Consider the following 3779-nt stretch of genomic DNA (forward strand, 5'->3'; position numbering starts at 1 on the left):
CATCTCCTTATTATTTTTTAGAACATTCCTGTTCTTCAATAACTTCAATAAAAGTATCGCCCCCATACTGCATTAAACCGATCTTTTCTGTGCTAATTTTAAGTTTGCATTTTTACGGCATCAGTAGGTAATGCTTGCTAAGATAGTGGCAATATCCTCGTAGGGAAAAATATAAGATGAATCCAGTCATTGAAACTATTCTTGCACATCGTTCTATCCGATCTTTTACCGATCAGAAGATAACTCCAGATCAGCTGAGTACAATTATTTCTGCTGGTATTGCGGCATCATCATCGAGCCTATTACAGGTTAATTCAATCATTCGTGTTACGGATAAAGATAAACGCGAGCAGTTGGCTATACTGGCGGGCAACCAAGCTTATGTTGCAAGCGCTGCTGAGTTTTTAGTGTTCTGCATTGACTACCAACGTCATTACGCCATTAATCCTGAAGTAAAACCAGAGCTGATTGAACTCACTTTGATTGGCGCTGTAGACGCTGGGATCATGGCACAAAACTGTTTATTGGCGGCAGAATCGATGGGATTGGGTGGTGTTTATATTGGCGGCTTAAGAAATTCACCTAAAGAAGTGGATGAGTTATTAGAGCTTCCTCCATATTGCGCAGTGTTATTTGGTATGTGTTTGGGGTATCCGGCTCAGAATCCACAACTAAAACCTCGTTTATCTCCTGAGGTAATTGTTCATGAGAATACCTACCATGCTTTGAGTTATGCTGAAATAGAGCAATATGATGAGACGATGAGGGCTTATTATCAGACGCGTTCTTCCAATACCAAGCAAGCGGCTTGGTCTACAGAGGTAACGGCTAAATTAGCACAAGAATCTCGACCTCATATGTTGAACTATCTCAACAGTAAAGGCTTAGCACACCGATAAAAAAGAGCCCAATCTTAACGATTGGGCTCTTTTACAATGATTAGGCTAAACCTTGAATAACGACGAATTTTTCAAGTAGTTGATGTTCAGTTTCTATGTGTTCTGGATCGGTAATGATGCAGTTTGTTATCGGACATACGGATTGGCAGGTGGGCTTGTCATAATGTCCTTTGCATTCAGTACATAGATTAGGATCAATTTCATAGATCCGGTTGCCCATAGAGATCGCGCCATTTGGGCATTCCGGATCACACATATCACAGTTAATGCATTTACTGGTGATCAATAATGCCATAACTACTTGCCTACGGGATTACGAGTATCTTGGCCAGCATTCAAGTTACGCATTAACAGAGCAAAGTTTAAATCCAACTCTTCAGGAACCGGGATATAAACAAAGTGACCGTTTCCTTTTGCGTCATCAACAGTTTCACCTTTGCGGTTTTCCATTGCTTCAAGTCTGAAGACAACATTCCCTTTTGGAGTCATCAGCTCTAAACTATCACCTAAGATAAACTTGTTTTTAACTTCAACTTCAGCCATTCCACCACGACGTTTACCCGTAAATTCGCCAACAAATTGCTGTGAATCTGAGACTGAATAGCCATAGTCGTAGTTTTGATAAGTATCGTGTGTATGGCGTCGCAAGAAACCTTCGGTATAGCCACGGTGTGCAAGGCTTTCTAAAGTGCCCATCAGGCTTTCATCAAATGGTTTACCTGCAACTGCGTCATCAATTGCTTTGCGGTACACTTGAGCTGTACGAGCGCAATAATAGAAAGATTTAGTACGGCCTTCTATTTTTAATGAATGCACGCCCATTTTCGTCAATCGTTCTACATGCTGTACGGCTCGTAGATCTTTTGAGTTCATAATGTAGGTGCCATGTTCGTCTTCAAAAGCGGCCATCTTCTCTTCTGGACGATGGCTTTCTGAAAGCAAAACCACATCATCAATCGGTTTGCCTAAACCAAGTGTATTATCAGGGCGCTCTTCTTGTATCTCGATAGTTTGAACTGCTGCTGGATCAAATTTCTCGACAATTTGACCTGTTTCGTCTTCTTTGGCTGATTCAACTTTGTATTCCCAACGACATGCATTGGTGCATGTTCCTTGGTTTGGATCACGTTTATTAATGTAGCCAGACAATAGACAGCGACCTGAATAAGCCATGCATAATGCGCCATGAACAAAAATTTCGAGTTCGGTCGTTGGACATTGCTCACGAATTTCTTCAATTTCTTCCAACGAAAGTTCGCGTGATAGAATCACTCGTTCAACGCCTTGTGATGCCCAGAACTTAACTGTTGCCCAGTTAACAGCATTGGCTTGAACTGAAAGGTGAATAGGCATTTCAGGAAATGCTTCACGAACCATCATGATAAGCCCAGGGTCAGACATAATGAGCGCATCTGGTCCCATTTCAACCACAGGCTTTAGATCTCGGATGAATGTCTTAAGTTTTGAGTTGTGGGGTTGAATATTACAAACCACGTACAATTTTTTACCCAAAGCATGTGCTTCATCGATACCGATTTGCAGGTTTTCATGGTTAAATTCGTTGTTGCGTACACGAAGGCTATAACGAGGTTGGCCGGCATAAACGGCATCTGCACCGTAAGCAAACGCATAACGCATGTTTTTTAGACTGCCCGCCGGTGATAGTAGCTCGGGGACAAAAGGGGTATGTGTGCTCATTGTTTTTCTCTAATCTGATCTCAAGTCAGGCCAATACCACCTGATGGTATTGGAGGGGCGCAAATTTTACGTTAAAAATAACCTTATGCCTAGTAGGGATCGTAAGCGATACAAAAAAGCCCAACACTTTTAAGGGTATTGGGCTTTTGCATGATGCTTTTGTTAAGCGTTCGGGTGAGGAAGGCCGCCGAGAACGTCAAATAAGTTAGGCAAAAATGCTGACATTTCACCACACATTAATGAGAAATCGGCATCAAAGCGAGCCGCTTGCTCTTCTCGTGGAATATCTTCATTTTGTTCTTTGAGCTCATCGCTAAATGCCAAACGCTTAATGCTACAATCTTCAGCCAGAATAAAGCTCAGGCGATCTTGCCAGTTCAATGCCAGTTTAGTGACGACTTTATTGGCTTCAATATGGCTTAAGATCTCATCGCTTGTCAGTTCTTGTTTCTTACAGCGGATCACTGCGCCATCTTCTAATAACGACTTTAATTCAGCTTCATCCAACAAGCTAAACCCTGGTGGCAGTTCGCCACTTTTAACCCACTGAGTAAGTGTTGTTTCTACCGCTTGTTCTGGGATCGCAGGTACTACAGGTAGGCTACCCATGGTTTTGCGTAGCAGCGCCAAAACGTCTTCAGCTTTTTTGTAGCTTGCGGCATCGACTAGAATGAAGCCTTGCTTGGGTAGGATAAGCACAAAGGTGAGATTGCTGCGGCTAAATGCTCTAGGTAGGAGATCGATGACAATATCTTCCTTGAGGCTTTCCTTCTCCTTTTTCTTGAGAGGTCGCCCTTCTTCCACTTCCATCGCTTCAACTTTTGCATTCAAAGAATCTTTAATGACCGAAGCAGGTAACATCTTTTCTTCTTTTTTCGCGCAGATCAGAATACGGTCTTCAGAAACGTGGGTCATCATGTCGCCGTGTTTACCCATTGCGTTAACCCAACCAAATTTTTGCTTATCTTGGCTGCCGCATGGCGTAAAACGAAATTCGGCCAGTTGTTTTTCGAGCTGATCGGCGTTGAATTCTACATCGCGATTAACACGATAAACCATACAGTTTTTAAACCACATATTCTTTCTCTTACTTAATTAGAAGACGCAACATGATAGGGGATTTGAAAGCTAAAGTCTTAAATCAATTTCAAAATATAATCATGAACTTGATAAGAAACTTAT

General features: G+C 42.0%; 4 protein-coding genes. 1 reads left to right on the top strand and 3 read right to left on the bottom strand.

Annotated elements, in window-relative coordinates; translation table 11 throughout:
• Positions 1-176 precede the first annotated feature (176 nt).
• Positions 177-899: an oxygen-insensitive NADPH nitroreductase gene (gene nfsA, locus AACT21_RS07665; RefSeq protein ID WP_017047921.1), complete on the top strand. Its 723-nt coding sequence runs from the start codon at positions 177-179 to the stop codon at positions 897-899.
• Between the two features lie 40 nt (positions 900-939).
• Here the strand turns inward: nfsA and AACT21_RS07670 are convergent, their stop codons facing one another.
• The 3 genes from AACT21_RS07670 to rdgC form a co-directional block, all read right to left on the bottom strand.
• Positions 940-1194: a YfhL family 4Fe-4S dicluster ferredoxin gene (locus tag AACT21_RS07670; RefSeq protein WP_013857525.1), complete on the bottom strand. Its 255-nt coding sequence runs from the start codon at positions 1192-1194 to the stop codon at positions 940-942.
• 2 nt (positions 1195-1196) lie between these two features.
• Positions 1197-2597, bottom strand: a complete 1401-nt coding sequence (gene trhP / locus AACT21_RS07675; RefSeq protein ID WP_094125090.1) for a prephenate-dependent tRNA uridine(34) hydroxylase TrhP — start codon at positions 2595-2597, stop codon at positions 1197-1199.
• A 162-nt stretch (positions 2598-2759) separates the two neighbouring features.
• Positions 2760-3674: a recombination-associated protein RdgC gene (rdgC, locus tag AACT21_RS07680; RefSeq protein ID WP_010320437.1), complete on the bottom strand. Its 915-nt coding sequence runs from the start codon at positions 3672-3674 to the stop codon at positions 2760-2762.
• Positions 3675-3779 lie beyond the last annotated feature (105 nt).

Origin of the sequence: Vibrio sp. V08_P9A1T1 (assembly GCF_963874405.1) — a bacterium.
Classification (GTDB): Bacteria; Pseudomonadota; Gammaproteobacteria; order Enterobacterales; family Vibrionaceae; genus Vibrio; species Vibrio anguillarum.